The organism is Pseudomonas putida (assembly GCF_003228315.1).
GTDB lineage: Bacteria > Pseudomonadota > Gammaproteobacteria > Pseudomonadales > Pseudomonadaceae > Aquipseudomonas > Aquipseudomonas putida_S.
In genome coordinates this window covers 2,557,322-2,573,136 of sequence record NZ_CP029693.1, presented here as the reverse complement: position 1 = coordinate 2,573,136, position 15,815 = coordinate 2,557,322, and the positions used below count along the sequence as shown (strand labels likewise).

At 61.0% G+C, this 15,815-nt stretch carries 15 protein-coding genes; 3 read left to right on the top strand and 12 right to left on the bottom strand.

What is annotated here, in order from left to right; all coding sequences use genetic code 11:
- The first annotated feature begins 214 nt into the window (after window positions 1–214).
- Window positions 215–928, top strand: coding sequence for a UTRA domain-containing protein (locus tag DKY63_RS11765; protein WP_110967908.1), 714 nt, complete (start codon window positions 215–217; stop codon window positions 926–928).
- Here DKY63_RS11765 and DKY63_RS11760 read toward each other — a convergent pair.
- From DKY63_RS11760 to minC, 7 genes are all read right to left on the bottom strand, one after another.
- The gene (locus DKY63_RS11760) at window positions 904–3,075 is read right to left on the bottom strand and encodes a mechanosensitive ion channel family protein (protein ID WP_110964251.1); all 2,172 of its coding nucleotides are present in this window, start codon (window positions 3,073–3,075) and stop codon (window positions 904–906) included. The two genes, DKY63_RS11765 and DKY63_RS11760, sit on opposite strands and share 25 nt — an antisense overlap.
- Window positions 3,076–3,151: 76 nt before the next feature.
- The gene (locus tag DKY63_RS32385) at window positions 3,152–3,328 is read right to left on the bottom strand and encodes a hypothetical protein (protein WP_204354324.1); all 177 of its coding nucleotides are present in this window, start codon (window positions 3,326–3,328) and stop codon (window positions 3,152–3,154) included.
- 140 nt (window positions 3,329–3,468) lie between these two features.
- Entirely contained in the window at window positions 3,469–4,758 is a 1,290-nt protein-coding gene (locus DKY63_RS11755; protein WP_110964250.1) for a M18 family aminopeptidase, read from the bottom strand.
- A gap of 206 nt (window positions 4,759–4,964) precedes the next feature.
- Entirely contained in the window at window positions 4,965–5,600 is a 636-nt protein-coding gene (locus DKY63_RS11750) for an RluA family pseudouridine synthase (RefSeq protein ID WP_110964249.1), read from the bottom strand.
- Between the two features lie 179 nt (window positions 5,601–5,779).
- Entirely contained in the window at window positions 5,780–6,034 is a 255-nt protein-coding gene (minE, locus tag DKY63_RS11745; protein ID WP_110964248.1) for a cell division topological specificity factor MinE, read from the bottom strand.
- Window positions 6,035–6,037: 3 nt separating this feature from the next.
- A complete protein-coding gene (gene minD / locus DKY63_RS11740) occupies window positions 6,038–6,850 on the bottom strand; it encodes a septum site-determining protein MinD (protein ID WP_007974946.1) in 813 nt (270 codons plus the stop codon).
- Between the two features lie 200 nt (window positions 6,851–7,050).
- Entirely contained in the window at window positions 7,051–7,788 is a 738-nt protein-coding gene (gene minC, locus DKY63_RS11735; protein WP_110967907.1) for a septum site-determining protein MinC, read from the bottom strand.
- 118 nt (window positions 7,789–7,906) lie between these two features.
- Here minC and DKY63_RS11730 point away from each other — a divergent pair, with 118 nt between their 5' ends.
- Together DKY63_RS11730 and DKY63_RS11725 are read left to right on the top strand one after the other, a co-directional pair.
- Window positions 7,907–8,839, top strand: coding sequence for a lipid A biosynthesis lauroyl acyltransferase (locus DKY63_RS11730; protein ID WP_110964247.1), 933 nt, complete (start codon window positions 7,907–7,909; stop codon window positions 8,837–8,839).
- A 152-nt stretch (window positions 8,840–8,991) separates the two neighbouring features.
- Window positions 8,992–10,164, top strand: a complete 1,173-nt coding sequence (locus tag DKY63_RS11725) for a patatin-like phospholipase family protein (RefSeq protein ID WP_110964246.1) — start codon at window positions 8,992–8,994, stop codon at window positions 10,162–10,164.
- Between the two features lie 131 nt (window positions 10,165–10,295).
- Here DKY63_RS11725 and DKY63_RS11720 read toward each other — a convergent pair whose 3' ends face one another.
- The 5 genes from DKY63_RS11720 to DKY63_RS11700 all read right to left on the bottom strand — a co-directional run bounded on the left by DKY63_RS11720 (window position 10,296) and on the right by DKY63_RS11700 (window position 15,760).
- Window positions 10,296–11,081 (bottom strand): outer membrane protein OmpK, encoded by a 786-nt coding sequence (locus tag DKY63_RS11720; protein WP_110964245.1) that lies wholly within the window; start codon window positions 11,079–11,081, stop codon window positions 10,296–10,298.
- 371 nt (window positions 11,082–11,452) lie between these two features.
- Entirely contained in the window at window positions 11,453–12,238 is a 786-nt protein-coding gene (locus DKY63_RS11715; protein WP_110964244.1) for a hypothetical protein, read from the bottom strand.
- 171 nt (window positions 12,239–12,409) lie between these two features.
- On the bottom strand, window positions 12,410–13,762 hold the full coding sequence (locus tag DKY63_RS11710) for a nucleobase:cation symporter-2 family protein (protein ID WP_110964243.1): 1,353 nt from the start codon (window positions 13,760–13,762) through the stop codon (window positions 12,410–12,412).
- 138 nt (window positions 13,763–13,900) lie between these two features.
- Complete coding sequence (locus DKY63_RS11705) at window positions 13,901–15,205, bottom strand: urate hydroxylase PuuD (RefSeq protein WP_110964242.1); 1,305 nt, start codon at window positions 15,203–15,205, stop codon at window positions 13,901–13,903.
- A gap of 51 nt (window positions 15,206–15,256) precedes the next feature.
- Window positions 15,257–15,760: an ureidoglycolate lyase gene (locus DKY63_RS11700; protein ID WP_027613342.1), complete on the bottom strand. Its 504-nt coding sequence runs from the start codon at window positions 15,758–15,760 to the stop codon at window positions 15,257–15,259.
- Window positions 15,761–15,815 lie beyond the last annotated feature (55 nt).

Below are 15,815 nucleotides of genomic sequence, written 5' to 3'. Positions count from 1 at the left end.
GTCCGGTAAGCGTAGACCATCGGCAAACGCCCGCTGCGCAAGGGACTTGGCCGAGGTATTGCAGGTCTGGAGGCGCTCCACGGGCACGACCGTTCGGTCGCTTGTCATCTCACAGTCATCTGCACTGCCTACGCTTGCAGGATGCTCAAGGAGCCCGATTTTCGCGTGGTTCTGCCCCGAAACCGTGCTGGTCTAGTCCAGATAGGTAATGTTGATGCGTGATGAGGCAACAAAAGCAGTGACCGCCATTGGCCAGGTGTTACAGGAGCAGCTCGATCACGGGTTGCTGGCACCGGGCAGCAAACTGCCGGCCGAGCGCAAGCTCAGTGAGTTGTTCGGGACGACCCGGATCACTGTGCGCGAGGCGTTGTTGCAGTTGGAGGCCCAGGGGCAGATTTATCGTGAAGAACGGCGTGGCTGGTTCGTTTCGCCGCCGCGCTTGGCCTATAACCTGATGCAGCGCAGCCACTTTCACGCGATGGTCAGCGCCCAGGGGCGAGTGCCGTCCACTGAGGTGATTTCTGCGCGATTGCAGCCAGCGTCGGCGGCGGTCTGTGCCTGGTTACAGTTGCCGGCGTTGTCCAGCGTGATCCAGATCTGCCGTTCCCGACGCATCGATGGGCGGTTGGTGTTGTACGTGGAGCACTATCTGAACCCGCAGTATTTTCCCGGGATTCTTGAGTTTGATCTGAACCAGTCGATCACCGAACTCTACGCGCGGCACTACGATCTGCATTACGGACGGGTGCGGTTCGAGATCGTGCCGACGGCCTTGTCAGTGGAAGCCGCCGCGGGTTTGCGCGTGTCAGTGGGTAGCCCGGGATTGCGCATTGCACGGGTCAACTACGATCAGCACGAGCGGCTGATCGATTGTGACCTGGAGTTCTGGCGCCATGACGCGATTCATGTCGGCGTGGATGTGGTCTGATCCGGTCCGCCACCGGCGGTGATGACCTGCACGCTCATTCGCGGCGTCGCCAGGTCCATCCCGGCTTCATCCAGGTGCCGTTTCAGCGACAGGTTGAATGCGCGTGAAACCTCCCATTGCTTGATCGGCGCCGTCTTGAATCGGGCGCGCAGGATCGCGTTGCCGGATTCGAAACTTTCCACCCCCTGAATTTCCAGTGGCGACCAGATATTGCGGCGTTGCAGCGGATCGGTGCGCATTTTCTGGCCGACATCGCGCATCAGCTTGATGGCGCTGTCGATGTCCATGCTGGCCGGCACGGCAACGCGGAAGATCGCGTAGCCGAATTCCCGGGAGTAGTTCTTGATGCTTTTGATTTCGCTGAACGGGATGGTATGGACGATGCCGTCGATGTCCCGCAGGCGCACGGTGCGAATGGTCAGGCCTTCGACGGTACCCAGGTGGCCGCCGACGTCCACGTAGTCGTCGATGGCCAGGGAGTCTTCGATGATGATGAACAGCCCGGTGATCAGGTCGGCCACCAGCGATTGCGCGCCGAAGCCGATGGCCAGGCCGATCACGCCGGCACCGGCCAGCAGTGGCGTGACGTTCATGCCCATGTTCGCCAGGGCGACGATCAGCGCGATGATGAAAATTGCCACGAACAGCACGTTGCGAATCAGCGGCATCATGGTTTGCGCGCGGGCGTTGGCCAGGCCTTTGCGCGAACGGGTCAGGGCATGGTGCACGGCGGTGTCGCTGAGAATCCAGATCAGCCAGGCAAAGATCAGCGTGCCGCCCAGGCTGAACAGTTTGACGCTGACTTCATGACCTTCACCCTCGGTGAAGGCAATCAGTGACATGCCCCACACACGCAGGCCGAGCTCGATGAAGGCCAGCCAGACCAGAAGATGAGCGAGGGTATAGAAGAAGTTTTTAAGGCGTTCGGAATACAGCGCGTGGCGCTTCACGCCGCGCTGTGGCTTGAGGGCATGGCGGCGCACCAGGCCGTTGATGACCATGCACAACACCAGCAGCACGGTGCAGATCAGTGACTGGCGCAGGGCCGTGCTGGTATCGCCGGCCGAGACGAAGGTGGCGAACAGCGAGATACCCACCAATACCAGCGCCGGTACGAACCAGAAGGTGCCGAGGATTTCGATACTGTCGCTCAGGGCGCGACGGGTCAGGCGCCGGGACAACGGCTGGTTGCGGATCAGATGAGCAATCGGGCGGCGAAAGCGCAGGATGAACAGCCCCGTGGACAACGCCGCCAGGACATTGGCCACGGTCGCGGCGGTATGCGCCAGATGAGCACCCAGGCTGTTGACTAGGCGCGGGTCGTTCAGGGCTTCGCCAAATGCGGCGAAGCTGCCGATCAACCACAGTGGATGAAAGGCCTGATGCCGCAGGATGTACAGCGCGCGGTGGCGGTGCGGGCCGTCGAGCAGGGAAAAGGCGATCACGCAGATCGCCGAAAAACAGGTGCCGACCACCAGGGCATAGGCCAGCACCATGGCCAGGCTCTTGCCCAATGACGAGGGCAGGGCGTAACTCAGATAGACGGTGATGACCAGCGCGATCAGCCACGGGCCGAGCTTGCGCAGGGCGAAACGCAGCATGTCCAGAGCCCGGGGATGCTGTGGCAGCTCTTCGGTCAGGCCGAAGCGCATGCGCACCCGATGGCTGATCCAGATCAGCGCCGCCGCCAGCAGGCTCCAGACCATCAGGATCATGGCGAAGGCAAAGATGATCGGCAGCCATTCGTTGGCCGGCAGTATCAGGGCGTTCAGTTCATCCCGGGCCAGGTTGAATTCGTCGGACCAGCGCGTCAGCGGGCTATCGGCCCCGGTGAATTGTTTTTCGAAGCTGGCCAGTGTCCCGCCGATCAGGCCCAGTACGCCCTCCTCGGTGGCCGGCTGGGCCTTTTTCGTGGCGTCGCGCAGTTTCTTCAAGTCCGCCAGCAATTTGCTGCGCTGCTGGTCGTTTTCCAGTGACTTGATCACTTCATCGAGGGATTGCCCGAGGGGCTCCTGTGCCTGCGGCTGGGCATTGGCCGAACTGTTGAGCAGGCTCGGCAGACCGGCCGCCTGGGCAGGCGCCATCGACAGCAGTGTCAAAAGGCCAATGAGGAAAAAGCACGGTAGGGCAAACAGGCGAGCGAGCACTGGGCGGTCAACCTCGGAGTGAACGGGTCGACCGAGTGTACGAGCCCGTCAGAATCTATGCGAGTCAGGCGAGGATTTATTCGTTGAGCTTGGCGAGGATCTTGATCACGACAGTGGCGAGGATCGTCAACATACCGATCCACATGGCGAATACGCCGGCGTTTTTATCGCGAAAGTTGAAGCCGATCGCCAGCAGGATCATGCCGGCGAGAATCGGGATCAGCATGGAATTGAAGGTGGACAACGAGATCATGGTGACTGCCTTGTCGAAGGGGTATTTAAAGTCTAGGTGGGATTCAAGTTGCCGGGCCCCGTTTTTCGTGGGAGCAAGGCTTGCCCGCGATAGCGTCCGTGAGATTGCCATCGCGGGCAAACCTTGCTCCTACAAGGGCGCTATGGCAATTCGCGGCAGGCGTAGAACGCGCTCAGCACTTTGACCAGGTGGGCCAGGTCGTGACTGCCGCACAGTTCGCGGATCGAGTGCATGGCGAATGTCGGCAGGCCGATGTCCACGGTGCGCACGCCCAGATGGCTGGCGGTGATCGGGCCGATGGTCGAGCCGCAGCCCATGTCGCTGCGCACCACGAAACTCTGCACCGGCACTTCTTCGGCCATGCACAGGTGACGGAAGAAGCCGGCGGTTTCGCTGTTGGTGGCGTAGCGCTGGTTGCTGTTGACCTTGATCACCGGACCGGCGTTGAGTTTCGGGCCGTGGTTGGCGTCGTGCTTCTCGGCGTAGTTGGGGTGTACGCCGTGGGCGTTGTCGGCCGAGACCAGCAGGGATTTCTGGATGGTGCGTACGAACTCGTCACCCTCAGGCAGCAGGCGGCGCAGCGTCTGCTCCAGCATCGGGCCGTCGGCGCCACAGGCCGAGCAGGAACCGACTTCTTCGTGGTCATTGCATACCAGCACGCAGGTTTCGTCGGTGTCAGCGGTGAGCAGCGCCTGCAGGCCGGCGTAGCACGACAGCAGGTTGTCCAGGCGCGCGCCGGCGATGAAGTCGCCGTGCAGACCGATGACGGCAGCGCTTTGGGTGTCGTAGAAGCTCAGTTCGTAGTCCAGCACCACGTCGGCGTTCAGGCCGTGCTCGCGGGCGAGCTGGTCGGTGATCACGGCGCGGAAGTCCACGCGCTCGTCGCCGGCGAATTGCGCGAGCACCGGCGGCAGCTCGGTTTGCGCGTTGATCGCCCAGCCCATGTTGGCTTCACGATTGAGGTGAATGGCCAGGTTGGGGATGATTGCGATCGGTGCCTTGAAGTCGATCAACTGGCTTTCGACCTTGCCGTCGCGGCGGAAGGTCACGCGGCCGGCCAGCGACAGATCGCGGTCGAACCAAGGGGCCAGCAGTGCGCCGCCGTAGACTTCGACGCCCAGTTGCCAGAAGCCCTGGCGTTGCAGTTCCGGTTGCGGCTTGACCCGCAGGCACGGGCTGTCGGTGTGGGCGCCGACCAGGCGAATCCCGCCGTGCAGCGGCGAGTGCCGGCCCATCTTGATCGCGACGATGGAGGAGTCGTTACGGGTGACGTAGTAGCGGCCATTGGCTTCGGTGTGCCATGTCTCGCGCTCGTCGAGGCGTTGATAACCCGCCGCTTCCAGACGCTGTACAAGGCTGGCGGTGGCATGGAATGGGGTAGGGGAGGCCTTGAGGAAGTCGATCAGGCCTTGGTTCAACTCTTCGCGCATAAGTAGCTCCAGACAGCAATGGCGCCAGTTTAACGTATTGGTCGGGGATTTGGCGGTGGAGTGCGGGGGGATGTCCGCGATTTTGAACCTGTAGAAGAACCCTGTAGGAGCAAGGCTTGCCCGCGATAGCGACGTGTCAGCCTGCATCATTGGTGAAAGACACACCGCCATCGCGGGCAAGCCTTGCTCCTACAAAGAATCTGCATTTAGAACGGAGCGGGGCACTCGAAGCGCAGGCGTTCGCCGGTCTGGGGATGGGTGAAGCTGAGCATGCTGGCGTGCAGGCACAGGCGCGGCCAGGCGGCCAGGGCCTGTTCGTGGGCATAGAGCCCGTCTCCCAGCAGCGGATGACCGATGGACAGCATGTGCACGCGCAATTGGTGCGAACGACCGGTGATTGGTGTGAGCTCCACGCGGCACCAGTCGCCGCAACGCTCCAGTACCCGCCAGAAGGTCAGCGCGTTTTTGCCGAACTCATGGTCGACCACATGCCGCGGCTTGGTTGGCGGGTCGTAGCGCAAGGGCAAGTCGATGCTGCCGCTGTCCAGCTCGGGCTGGCCCCAGCACAGCGCGGTGTAGGCTTTTTCGGTTTCGCGGTCGTGGAATTGTCGGGACAGCTCACGGTGCGTATCGGCATCCCGGGCCAGCAGGATGATGCCGGAGGTTTCCCAGTCCAGCCGATGGACGATGAGCGCGTCCGGGTAGCCGTTTTCCTGCAGGCGGGTAATCAGGCAGTCCTTGTTGTCGTCGGCCCGGCCGGGGACGGAAAGCAACAGGGTTGGTTTGTTCACCACCAGAATGGCGGCGTCCTGATAAAGGATGTGGACGTTGGACAACGGCATTAAAACAGCCTCGTAACAAACGCCAACGGCGGTTCAGGCTGTCTGCACTCTGTGGGAGCAAAGCTTGCTCGCGATAGCATCACCTCGGTGTATCTGATTCACCGAGGCGCCTGAATCGCGAGCAAGCTTTGCTCCCACAGAGCGGGGGCCTGAACCGCCGTGGCTCCCGCCGGATCGACTCAGCGATCTGGCAGGGTGATATTGAGTTCCAGAATCGAGCAACTGCCCTGGCTTTCCAGTGCGACATGCACGTCATCGGTGCCGATGTTGACGTACTTGCGGATCACTTCGACCAGTTCCTTCTGCAAGGCTGGCAGGTAGTCCGGGGTGCTGCGTTGGCCGCGTTCGTGCGCCACGATGATCTGTAGACGCTCTTTCGCTACCGACGCGGTGCTTTGCTTTTTGTTGGCACGAAAGAAGTCAAAAAGGTTCATTGCTTAGTTGCCTCCAAACAGGCGCTCGAAGAATCCCTTCTTCTGTACATCGAGGAATCGATGGTCGACGGTCTTGCCCAGCAGGCGGTCTACGGTGTCGCTGTAGGCCTGGCCGGCATCGCTCTGGTCGTCGAGGATCACCGGAACGCCCTGGTTGGATGCCTTGAGCACCGCCTGGGATTCGGGGATCACGCCGAGCAGGGTCACCGAGAGGATTTCCTTGACGTCTTCTACGCCGAGCATTTCGCCTTTGCTCACACGCTCCGGGTGGTAACGGGTAATCAGCAGGTGTTCCTTGATCGGATCTTCGCCGCGTTCGGCACGACGGGACTTGCTGGCCAGCAGGCCGAGCATGCGGTCGGAGTCACGGACCGAGGACACTTCCGGGTTGGTCACGACGATCGCTTCATCGGCGAAGTACATGGCCAGGTGAGCGCCTTTTTCGATGCCCGCCGGGGAGTCGCAGACCACGAACTCGAAGTCTTCCTTGAGTTGCATCAGGACTTTTTCCACGCCTTCGACAGTCAGCGCGTCTTTGTCGCGGGTCTGGCTGGCGGCCAGCACGTAGAGGTTTTCCAGGCGCTTGTCTTTGATCAGGGCCTGTTGCAGGTTGGCTTCGCCGTTGACGACGTTGACGAAGTCGTACACCACACGGCGCTCGCAACCCATGATCAGGTCGAGGTTACGCAAACCGACGTCGAAGTCGACGATTACTGTCTTGTGGCCGCGCAGAGCGAGGCCGGTACCGATGGCGGCGCTGGTGGTGGTCTTACCCACACCACCCTTGCCGGATGTAACCACGAGAATCTTGGCCAAGGTGTTTCACCCCTAATGAAAAAGGACTTTTAGCCCCTGAAAAACATCTCTTGAAAACTACTGCAGTCGGACAGCCTTGGCTGGAATTCGGTTCTGGACGGTATTTATCGAGGATAAACACTGCTTTTGGCCTGTTTCCTACTTCGTTTGAGCCGTTTTCGCTACGTTTTAGAGATGTTTGGAAAATGCGGCAGTATCCGTTAAAGCCGAATGATGTTCAACACATCGCCCGACAGGCTGACCTGTACGCCAGAACCCCATAAAGGGTCGCGACGCAGGTCTTCGGAGACCTTGTAATGACCGGCGATGGAGACCAGTTCAGCGCTCATTTGCTGACAGAAAATCCTGGCTTTCGTGTCGCCCTTGACCCCGGCCAGCACACGACCACGCATGGGGCCGTATACATGGATGTTGCCATCGGCGAGAAGTTCCGCCCCCGGGCTGACCGAGGAGACCACCACCAGGTCGCTGCCCTGGGCATAGATTTGCTGGCCGCCGCGTACGGGCGAGGTGATGATTTTCGTCGGTTTGATCGTCGGTTCCGCCGGCTTTTCCGGTTTTTTCGCGACAACGGGCTCGTTCAACTCCAGCGGGCGCTCACGGGCACCGGAGGGCGGTAATACGGGCAGGTCGACGGCAATGGCGGCGGCGATGTCTTCGATGCGGCTGGCGCGGATGGCCAGGGTGCGCAAACCGTGCTGGCGGCAGATGCGCATCAGGCCTGGCAAGTCGATCACGCCTTCGCTGGCCGGCAGTTTGTCCAGGGCCAGGACCAGCGGTGCATTGCTGAAAAAACCAGGCGCCTGGGCGACCTTGGCGGCCAATTGCCGGTCGAGGCCTTCGAGATCGTTACGGGCCAGTTCCAGCACGGTAATGGCCAGCATGCTGCCCTTCAGCTGGAACACGGGGTCCTGGTCTTGCGGTTCGGTTTGGCTCATGGTCGGCATACAACGACTTGTCACTAAAAGTGCCCAGACTTATAACGAGAACGCCCGCAGGCCGCAAGCCGGGTCGAACGATGTAGAATGCGCGGCCATTGTCTTTATGGAAGCTTTAATGGATCGCCCGCAGTTTCGCGCAACCTTTCTATCTCCACGTTTCTGGCCGCTGTGGCTGGGCCTTGGGCTGTTGTGGCTGATTGTCCAGTTGCCTTACCCGGCATTGCTGTGGATCGGCCGCGCCCTGGGTGCCTTGATGTATCGGGCGGCCGGCGACCGACGGCGCATCGCCAGGCGCAACCTGGAACTGTGTTTCCCTGAAAAGTCCGCCGCCGAGCGCAAGCGTCTGCTCAAGGAAAACTTCGCCTCCACCGGCATCGCTTTCTTTGAAATGGCCATGAGCTGGTGGTGGTCCCGGGAGCGCCTGGCCAAACTGGCCCACGTCGAAGGGCTGGAGCATTTGCAGAAAGCCCAGCGTGAAGGCAAGGGCGTGATCCTGATGGCGGTGCACTTCACCACCCTGGAAATCGGCGCGGCCCTGCTGGGCCAGCAGCACACCATCGACGGCATGTACCGCGAGCACAAGAATCCATTGTTCGACTACGTCCAGCGTCGCGGTCGCGAGCGGCACAACCTCGATTCGCTGGCGGTGGAGCGCGAGGACGTGCGCGGCATGCTCAAGCTGCTGCGCTCGGGCCGGGCGATCTGGTACGCACCGGACCAGGACTACGGCGCCAAGCAAAGCATTTTCGTGCCGCTGTTCGGCATTCAGGCGGCCACCGTCACCGCCACCAGCAAGTTTGCGCGCCTGGGCAAGGCGCTGGTGGTGCCGTTCACCCAGGAACGCCTGGCGGATGGCAGTGGTTATCGCCTGGTGATTCATGCGCCGCTCGAAGGCTTCCCCGGTGAAACCGAAGAAGAAGACTGCCTGCGCATCAATCAGTGGATCGAAGGCGTGCTGCGCGACTGCCCGGAGCAATACCTGTGGGCCCATCGCCGCTTCAAGAGCCGTCCACCGGGCGAGCCCAAGCTGTACGCCAAACGCGGTTGAACAACCGATCCCTGTAGGAGCGAGCCTGCTCGCGATGGTGGGCAACGATAACGCGGGGCACCTGATACCCCACGGTGTTTTCACGACCATCGCGAGCGGGCTCGCTCCTACAGGGAACGGAAAATCCCATCAAGCACCATGGAGAGCTGTGCATGAGTCCCGCTGAACCGGTTACAGGTTTGATTCTTTCCGGCGGCGGGGCCCGGGCGGCCTATCAGGTGGGGGTGCTGGCGGCGATTGCCGAGCTGTTGCCGATGGGCGCCGACAACCCGTTTCCGGTGATCGTCGGCACCTCCGCCGGGGCGATCAATGCGGTCAGCCTGGCCAGTGGCGCCATGGATTTTCGCGCCGCCATCGAGCGCCTCACCGCCTTCTGGCAGGGTTTTCGCAGTCATCTGGTGCTGCGAAGTGATTGGCCCGGGGTGATCCGCCAGGCCAGTCGCTTCGTCGGTCACAGCCTGCTGGGCCTTGGCGCCCAGGTCCCGGTGGCGTTGCTCAACAGCTCGCCCCTGCGTGACTTGCTCAACGACAAGTTGCACATGAACGGCATCGCCGAGGCCATCGCTCACCAGCAGTTGCATGCGGTGGCGGTCACCGCGTTTGGTTACGAGTCCGGTCAGGCAGTGACCTTCTATCAAGGCACCCGCACCATCCACGACTGGTTGCGCCATCGGCGCATTGGCGTACCTGCGCAACTGTCGGTCGAGCACCTGCTCGCCAGTTCGGCGATTCCGTTGTTGTTTGCCCCGGTGAAAATCGGCGAAGAGTATTTCGGCGACGGCGCGGTACGCCAGTCGGCACCGATCAGCCCGGCGCTGCACCTGGGGGCCAGTCGCGTGCTGGTGGTGGGTGTCAGTGGCAACCCGCGAGGCATCGATCCGGAGCAACCGCTACAAAGGGCCTGGTCCGGGCAGCAACCGACCCTGGCGCAGATCGGTGCGCACATGCTCAACAGCACGTTCATTGACAGCCTGGAAAGCGATATCGAGCTGTTGCAGCGTCTGAATCAGTTCAGCCACCTCATGCCGGCTGGCACGCCGATCCGCACGCTGGGTGTGGCGCCGGTGGAGGTGCTGGTGATTGCACCGAGCCAGCCGATCGACGAGATTGCCGCACGCCATCGTCATGAATTGCCGGCTGCGCTTCGCCTGTTCCTGCGCGGGCCGGGGGCGACCAAGACGAGTGGGGCTGGGGTGCTGAGCTATTTGCTGTTCGAGGCGGGGTATTGCAGCGAGTTGATTGAGCTGGGGCGGCGGGATGCGTTGGCCAAGAGGGAGGAGTTGAGCCGGTTTCTGGGGTTGCCGGAGCCGGTGACTCTGGCTTGAGATCGGCGGTGCGGCTATCGCGAGCAAGCTTTGCTCCTACAGGTTTTGTGTCATTCATGTGAGCGGCGAACGACACAAAACCTGCAGGAGCAAGGCTTGCCCGCGATGGCGTCTTTACAGACGCCGCCGAATCAGAAGTGCACCTTGACCAGGAAGCTGGTCACGCTCTGATCGGTCTTGAAGCCCGAGCTGTCTTCGATACCGTACTTGTTCTTCCAGTAGTCGTACTCGACACCCACGTACAGTTGCTTCTCGCCCAGGTTCAGCGCCTTGCCCAGGTCGTACTTGATCTGCGGGTTGAAGTGCAGGTTGGCGTGGTATTCGCCCTTGCTGTTCACGTCGTTGTCGACCACCCAGTCCATGAAACCGTCGATCAGCACGTTCGAGTCGCCCACCGGGATGGTGTAGGACCAGACCGGGGTGACTTGCCAGATGTTGTCACCCGGACGGGCGCCTTCGGTGTGACGGTTGTAGAAGTTCAGCTGGAAGTAGTCGAAGCCCGGGATGGCCAGGTCGAAGCCAGGACCGATCAGGTAGGACTCGGTGTCGTTCTCGCCGAACTCGTAGGTCATGGCCAGCAGCACGTCCTTGATCGGGCCGAATTCCAGCTTCTGATCGAAGATCTTGCCAAACGACAGGCGCGGGCTGAATTCGCCGTAGTAAGTGTTATTGCCAGCGAAGGCGTCTTCCTTGCCGTTGTAGAAGATCTTGTCGACGAAGAAGAAGTTGTCGCCGTATTTCCAGCCGTCGGCGTGTTCGAAGGTCACGGTCTGCTGAATGCGCGGATTGACCTGGAAGTCCTTGCCATAGAGGTAGGTCAGGCTGTTGTTCTGCCATTGCAGCAAATCGCCTGCCATGGCCTGGCCCCCTGCCAGCAATGATCCGGCCAGCATCAGGCTAGTGCACGTGCGTTTCATTCGGTTGCTCCCAAAAGTTAGTGATTCACGATTTTTTAAGGTCGACGCTCTGGTGTGGCGCCTTTTTCTGTAGCTGTAATAAATGTTCCATTCGGTCAGCTTGAGTGCTGTCAGCGAGCGCTGCGCCAAGGCTTTTCGAAAACAAAAAAACTCCCGTTCGGCTGCATGTGGGCAGTCGATTGAGAGGGTTTTGGGGATGCCTTGGTACCGTCCAGAGCCGGGATAAGTTGGCTTGCTGGTCAGGAATTAAATCCGGGCTTTTTTTTAAAGCGGATTCAGGCGGCCGCGGAGAATACTGACTCCCGGGCCAGGTCTCAAGTGCTGCGCAACCGCGCACCGACGACAGGCTTGGGGCACGGTTGCGGTTCATCTTAGAAATGCACCTTCACCAGCAGGCTGGTGGTGTTTTCGTTGGTGTCGAAATTGCTGGTGTTTTCGATGCCGTACTTGTCCTTCCAGTAGCTGTACTCGATGCCGGCATACACCTGCTTCTCACGCCAGCCCATGGCCTTGCCCAGGTCATATTTGACCTGCGGATTGAAGTGCAGGTTGGCGTGGTAGGTGCCGTGGGAGTTCTGGTCGTTGTCCGTGACCCAGTCGATGTAGCCGTCGATCAACAGGCTCGAATTGCCCAGGGGCAGGGTGTAGGACCAGGCCGGCGTGATCTGCCACACACCATCGCCGGGGCGCGAGCCTTCGGTATAGCGCTGGTAGATGTTCAGGGTGACGAAGTTGAACCCCGGCACCTTGAGGTCGAAACCGGGGCCGATCAGATAGGCCTCGGTGTCGTCTTCACCGTTCTCGTAGGTCATGGCGAGCAACACGTCCTTGATCGGGCCCAGCTCCAGTTTCTTGTCGAAGATCTTGCCGAACGACAGGCGGGGGCTGAACTCGCCGTAATAGGCGTGCACGCCTTTGTTCCGATCACCCTTGCCGTTGTAGTAGGTGCTGTCGATGAACATGAAGTTGTCGCCGTACTTCCAGCGGTCGGCGTGTTCGAAGGTCACCGTTTGCTGGATCGACGGGTTGACCGCGAAATCCTTGCCGTACAGGTAACTCAGGCTGTTGGTCTGCCACAGTAGTAAATCCCCGGCCATGGCCTGGCTGGCGGCCAGAAGGCCAGCGGCCAACAACATGCTTGTCTGTGTCCGAATCATCTGTTGCTCCCTCTTGTTTTTATTGTTCAAGGCGCAGGCAACCCCGTCCCCTGTAGGAGCGAGCCTGCTCGCGATGGTCGTCAACGATTACGCGTGTTGTCTGAATACCCGAGGTGTTCTCGGGTCCATCGCGAGCAGGCTCGCTCCTACAGGGGGTGGTGTCCTTGTCTGTCAGTGGGCGTGGCAGTCGTTGGCCGCGGCGCGTTCGGCTCCGCCGAGGATGTTGAACAGCAGGTTCAGCGACAGGGCGCTGAGGGTGGCCATGGCGATGCCGCTGTGGGTGATCGGGCTCATCCACAGGGGCAGGTGGGCGAAAAACTCCGGTCGTACCACCGGGATCAGGCCCATGCCGATGCTCACCGCCACCAGCAACTGGTTGCGACGGTCACCGATATCGGTTTCCTGAAGGATCTTGATGCCGGTGGCGGCGACCATGCCGAACATCGCAATCGCCGCACCGCCGAGCACTGCCGGGGGAATCGAGGCCACCAGGAACGCGGCCTTGGGCAGCAGGCTCAGGACGATCAGCAAGCCACCGGCGACGATGGTCACCGAGCGGCAGCGCACGCCGGTCATCTGCACCAGGCCGATGTTCTGGGCGAAGGAGGAATGGGTGAAGGTGTTGAAGAAACCGGCGAAGAACGAGGCGCCGGCATCGCACAGCAAGCCGCGGCGCAGCATGCGCGGGCAGACGTCCTGGCCGGTGATCTTGCCCAGCGCGAGGAACATCCCGGTGGACTCGACGAAAATGATCACCACAACCAGGCACATCGACAGAATCGGCGCCAACTCGAACTTCGGCATGCCGAAGTGCAGCGGGGTGACGAATTGCAGCCAGGGCGCGTTGCTCATGCCGCTGAGGTCGACCATGCCGATCAGGCCGCAGAGTACGTAACCCAGGCACATGCCGATCAACACGGAAATGTTGACCCAGAAACCGCGCATGAAGCGATGCACCAACAGGATGGTGCCCAGCACCAGCGCGGCGATGGTCAGGTAGATAGGCGATCCGAATTGCGCCGCCTGGGCGCCGCCGCCGGCCCAGTTCACGGCCACGGGGAACAGCGACAAGCCGATCGAGGTGATCACGGTGCCGGTCACCAGTGGCGGGAAGAAGCGTACGACTTTGGACATGAACGGCGCGATCAACATGCCGAAGAACCCAGCGGCGATGGTCGCGCCGAAGATCCCTTGCAGGCCGACACCGGGCATCCCCGCCATCGCCACCATGCTGCCAACGGCGGCGAAACTGGCGCCCATCATCACCGGCATGCGGATGCCCATGGGACCGATACCGAGGGATTGCACGATGGTGGCGATGCCGGCGACCAGCAGGTCGGCGTTGATCAGGAAGGCGATTTCTTCACGACTCAGGCCGGCGGCCTGGCCGATGATCAGCGGCACCGCGATGGCTCCGCCGTACATCAGCAGAACGTGTTGCAGGCCAACCAGGATCAGTTGAAAGAGGGGTAAACGCTGAATGGCGGGTGCGTCGGGGATGCGTGCTTGGGATAGCTCGGACATGCAACACCTCGGATCTTTTTTATTCTTGTGATTATTTGCATCAGGGCGACCGCGGCGCGGCCAATCGCTGGCAAGCCAGCTCCCACAGGATTTAGGTGATCCCTGTGGGAGCTGGCTTGCCAGCGATGCTTTTAACGGTTAATTGGTCGGTGCACCCTGAACGATCCAGGCGCCGATCAGATCGCGTTCCTGCTGGGTCATCTGGGTGATGTTGCCTAGCGGCATGATCTGGGTGGCGACGGCTTGAGCCTGGATCCGTGCAGCGTTCTGGCGGATCTGCTCAGGGGTGTCGAACATCACGCCGGCCGGGGCCGCGCTGAACAGCGGGCTGGTCGGTTTGGCGGAGTGGCAGACGGCGCACCGCTCCTGGATCACGCTGTGCACCTTGTTGAAGCCAGGACCTGCGTTGGACGCTTGCGCCGGTGCAGCGGCCGGAGCTTCTGCAGGTTTTGCCTCAGCCGGTTTCAGACCACCGCCCAATGCTGTTTCCGGCAGGGGCTGGTATTCGATCGCGGCAGGGGCCTTGGCCACTTCCGGAGCGCTGGACATCGGCTTCGGACCAGACACATAGGCCAGGCAGATCATGCCCACCGCTGCCACCGGCAGGGTCCAGGCAAACCTGTGGCTGTCGTGACGGGTGTTGAAGTAGTGACGTACCAGTACCGCCAGGATCGCGATCCCGGCCAGGATCAGCCAGTTGTACTGGCTGCCGTAGGTGCTCGGGAAGTGGTTGCTGATCATGATGAACAGCACTGGCAGGGTGAAGTAGTTGTTGTGACGCGAACGCAGCAGGCCTTTGGCTGGCAGTGCCGGGTCCGGCGTGCGGTTCTCGGCGATGGCCGCGACCAGTGCACGCTGTGCCGGCATGATGATGCGGAACACGTTGCCGACCATGATGGTACCGATCAGCGCGCCGACGTGCAGGTACGCACCACGACCGCTGAACACTTTGCTGAAGCCGTAGGCCGCGCCGATGATCAATACGAACAGGATGGCGCCGAGCAGGGCAGGGTGTTTGCCCAGGGCCGAGTCGCAGAGGAAGGAGTAGACGAACCAGCCGATGAGCAGCGAGCCCAGACCGATGGCCACGCCTTCAGGGCCGCTCAGGGTGCTGCCCGGAGCCAGCAGGTAGAGCGTCGGGTTGGAGTAGAACACCACGCACAGCAGCGCGATACCCGACATCCAGGTGAAGTAGGCTTCCCATTTGAACCAGTGCAGGTTGTCCGGCATGGTCGGTGGGGCCAGTTTGTATTTTTCCAGGTGGTAGATGCCGCCGCCGTGGATCGCCCACAAATCACCGGCCAGACCGCTTTTCGGGTTGACCCGATTGAGGTTGTTTTCCAGCCAGACGAAATAGAACGACGCGCCGATCCAGGCCACACCGGTAATCATATGAACCCAGCGCACGCTCAGGTTCAGCCATTCCAACAGATGTGCTTCCACAGTCTTTACCTCTCGCCCGTCACGCTTGTTTTCGCGTGATCGGACCTTCTCTTATTGGTGGGGGGCGAGGATCAAACGCTCATCCTCTTTGAAAAAATGCTCATCGCAGTTATTGCCTGTGCCACTGCGATCAACCACCAGGAAGTCATCCCGCTTTTCGATCGTCAGCACCGGGTGGTGCCAGACGCCGCGATGGTAATTGATGCCCTGCCTGCCGTTGGTGACGAAGGCGCGGACCAAGCCTGATACAGGTACATCGCCAAGTGGCGCGACCACGATCAGAAAGGGGTTGCCGAGCAGCGGAATGAAAGCCTGGCTGCCCAGCGGATGGCGCTCCAGCATGCTCACGGTCAGCGGCATGTCCTGCGCGTCGGCGCGGAAGATGCTGATGATCGCGTTGTCCTCTGGCGTGGCGGTTTCGACCGTGGCCAGTTTATGGAAGCGCATGGTCGAACCGTTGTTGATCATGAAGTGATCGCTGCCGTCGGTTTCGATCACGTCACCGAAAGGGGCGAAGGCTTCTTTGGTCAAGGGTTCAATCGTCAGTGTGCGCATGCTGTTCTTCTTATCCGAATTCGTTGTTGTGTTGCTTTTGTAGGAGCACGGCTTG

What these genes read in the sequence shown, in the direction of transcription:
- DKY63_RS11725 (WP_110964246.1), top strand. Translation starts at nt 8,992, where the DNA reads ATGAGTCCCGCTGAACCGGTTACAGGTTTGATTCTTTCCGGCGGCGGG.
- DKY63_RS11700 (WP_027613342.1), bottom strand. Translation starts at nt 15,760, where the DNA reads ATGCGCACACTGACGATTGAACCCTTGACCAAAGAAGCCTTCGCCCCT.
- DKY63_RS11755 (WP_110964250.1), bottom strand. Translation starts at nt 4,758, where the DNA reads ATGCGCGAAGAGTTGAACCAAGGCCTGATCGACTTCCTCAAGGCCTCC.
- minC (WP_110967907.1), bottom strand. Translation starts at nt 7,788, where the DNA reads ATGAGCCAAACCGAACCGCAAGACCAGGACCCCGTGTTCCAGCTGAAG.
- DKY63_RS11765 (WP_110967908.1), top strand. Translation starts at nt 215, where the DNA reads ATGCGTGATGAGGCAACAAAAGCAGTGACCGCCATTGGCCAGGTGTTA.
- DKY63_RS11730 (WP_110964247.1), top strand. Translation starts at nt 7,907, where the DNA reads ATGGATCGCCCGCAGTTTCGCGCAACCTTTCTATCTCCACGTTTCTGG.
- DKY63_RS11720 (WP_110964245.1), bottom strand. Translation starts at nt 11,081, where the DNA reads ATGAAACGCACGTGCACTAGCCTGATGCTGGCCGGATCATTGCTGGCA.
- DKY63_RS11750 (WP_110964249.1), bottom strand. Translation starts at nt 5,600, where the DNA reads ATGCCGTTGTCCAACGTCCACATCCTTTATCAGGACGCCGCCATTCTG.
- DKY63_RS32385 (WP_204354324.1), bottom strand. Translation starts at nt 3,328, where the DNA reads ATGATCTCGTTGTCCACCTTCAATTCCATGCTGATCCCGATTCTCGCC.
- DKY63_RS11710 (WP_110964243.1), bottom strand. Translation starts at nt 13,762, where the DNA reads ATGTCCGAGCTATCCCAAGCACGCATCCCCGACGCACCCGCCATTCAG.
- minE (WP_110964248.1), bottom strand. Translation starts at nt 6,034, where the DNA reads ATGAACCTTTTTGACTTCTTTCGTGCCAACAAAAAGCAAAGCACCGCG.
- DKY63_RS11715 (WP_110964244.1), bottom strand. Translation starts at nt 12,238, where the DNA reads ATGATTCGGACACAGACAAGCATGTTGTTGGCCGCTGGCCTTCTGGCC.